At 60.4% G+C, this 1,894-nt stretch carries 1 protein-coding gene and 2 pseudogenes; all 3 read left to right on the plus strand.

What is annotated here, in order from left to right; all coding sequences use genetic code 11:
• Positions 1-132: 132 nt before the first annotated feature.
• Positions 133-285: pseudogene (locus ACWDKQ_RS35995) on the plus strand (formate dehydrogenase accessory sulfurtransferase FdhD); the annotation flags it as partial.
• Positions 286-582: 297 nt separating this feature from the next.
• Positions 583-1,608 (plus strand): LysR family transcriptional regulator, encoded by a 1,026-nt coding sequence (locus ACWDKQ_RS36000; protein ID WP_450143212.1) that lies wholly within the window; start codon positions 583-585, stop codon positions 1,606-1,608.
• A 132-nt stretch (positions 1,609-1,740) separates the two neighbouring features.
• Positions 1,741-1,894, plus strand: a pseudogene (locus ACWDKQ_RS36005) (IS5/IS1182 family transposase); the annotation flags it as partial.

The following is a 1,894-nucleotide window of genomic DNA, read 5'->3' on the forward strand; positions in this document are numbered from 1 at the left end:
ATCGAGGGCGCCTCGCCGAACTCCCCGGAATTGTCCGCATCATCACGGCGCTCGAATTCTATCGACTCGGCTGGTAATGCTCGTGAATAAGGCTCGTAGAAGGAGAGGATCAGCATCGCGAACAGGTCCTCGGCTGGGCTGCCGATGCTCTCGGCGGTGTCGGCGCCGTCCTCGCTGGCCGTGGACCTCGCCGAGGAGCAGGGCATGACGCTGGTCGGGTTCCTGCGTGGGCATTCCATGAACGTCTACACCGGATTCGTCTGGGTCGTGACCGAAATCGCCTGACCATCCGAGGGAACCGCGCAGCGGCGGTCCATCGCGTTGGCAGGATGGGAACCGCACATTCGACAGTGGGAGGAGGCACGGAGCACCAGAACCCAGACGGTGAACTGGCGCCTGTTCCCTCCCGGCCAGTTGGGAGGACCGCCATGCCGATCACGCCGAGGCGCTGCTGCGATCCAGCGCTGCCGGACTCGGTGCAAGACCGTGAACCTCCCTGAGACCAATTCAATACTTCATTATGAGCGTCATAAGTATTCTGAATTACCTCGAGTGACGTGACATCGGATAGCCTTAGCTGCTATGGTTGGGGATATTGTAATCCGTCAGTTGGAATATTTTGTAGCCCTCGCTCGGGAGGAGCACTTCGGGCGGGCGGCACAGGCGTGCCACTCTAGTCAGCCCGCCCTATCGGTTGGACTCCGTAAGCTTGAGCAGGAGCTGGGTGTGACTCTCGTGCGCCATAGCCGGCAACGGCGCTTCGCGGGGCTAACCGAGGAAGGGCGGCGGGTTCTAGGCTGGGCGCACCGGATTCTCGCCGAACGCGATGGATTAAATGATGATCTCCAGCGGATGAAAGAGGGACTGACGGCGACTCTACGCCTAGGTTCGATTCCGACAGCTATGCCGGTTGTCAGCGCTCTCACTGATCGTTTTTGTGCGCACTATCCATTGGCTCACGCCCGGGTCGAGGAACTGCCATCGACTGAGATCGTCCAACGGTTGGAGGACTTCGCTCTCGACGCCGGTCTAACCTATCTGGATTCTGAACCGCCCGCAGGGACTCGGGCGATCGAGCTCTATCGAGAGCGTTACGTCCTACTTACTCCTGTGGACCTAGCCCCGCCTGGAGACGAAATTACCTGGGCGGAAGCAGTCGCGCGGCCCCTGTGCGCCTTGGTACGGCTGATGCGCAACCGGAAGATTTTAGAGGCAGCTGCAATGGCCGAAGGTGCTCGGCTTGAGCCGGACATTGAAGTCGACTCAATCCCTGCTTTGTACGCTCACGTTGCGCATGGGTGGTCAGGTATCGTCGCGCACACGTGGCTTGATAGGTTCGGTATTCCTGCACGGACCCGTGCAGTGGCGCTCCCTCCGACTCCGACGCCTCTCGTCGGAATCTTGACGCGAGCTGACAAGCGACTCTCACCGATCACTGAGGCTTTCCTCACCAGCCTGGACTCAAGCGCGGTAGTCACTGAGTTTCAAAACCGTTCCACGGACGGTGAGGAGCTATCGTCAAGACCTGTGGACGAATTCGTTTCACGAGCGTCCGACTGTATGACCGGCCAAGCGCTCGTCGTCGACGGCGGATGCATGGCCAAATGAGCCGCTCCGAGTAACAGTTCGCGACGCTGTGTGATCTTGGGGCGCGCCGAGCGGGGATGCGCGTGAAGACGCGGGATCCCTGCTACGAAGTGGTCTTCTCACAGATCAACTTCAAAGGGACCCCGCGTGTCTATGAGTGTCACATATACCGCTGTTCTGGACGTATCCGGGGACAGCGTGTTGTTCCTGTCCGGACTGCTGCACGCCGAGCGTCTCCGGCGGGGTACCCGCAAGGGACGGCGTGCGATGGGGACCTACAAGCAGGCCGTTTTGGTGCTGCGATGGT

The organism is Saccharopolyspora sp. NPDC000995 (assembly GCF_053599315.1).

What these genes read in the sequence shown, in the direction of transcription:
- ACWDKQ_RS36000 (WP_450143212.1), top strand. Translation starts at nt 583, where the DNA reads ATGGTTGGGGATATTGTAATCCGTCAGTTGGAATATTTTGTAGCCCTC.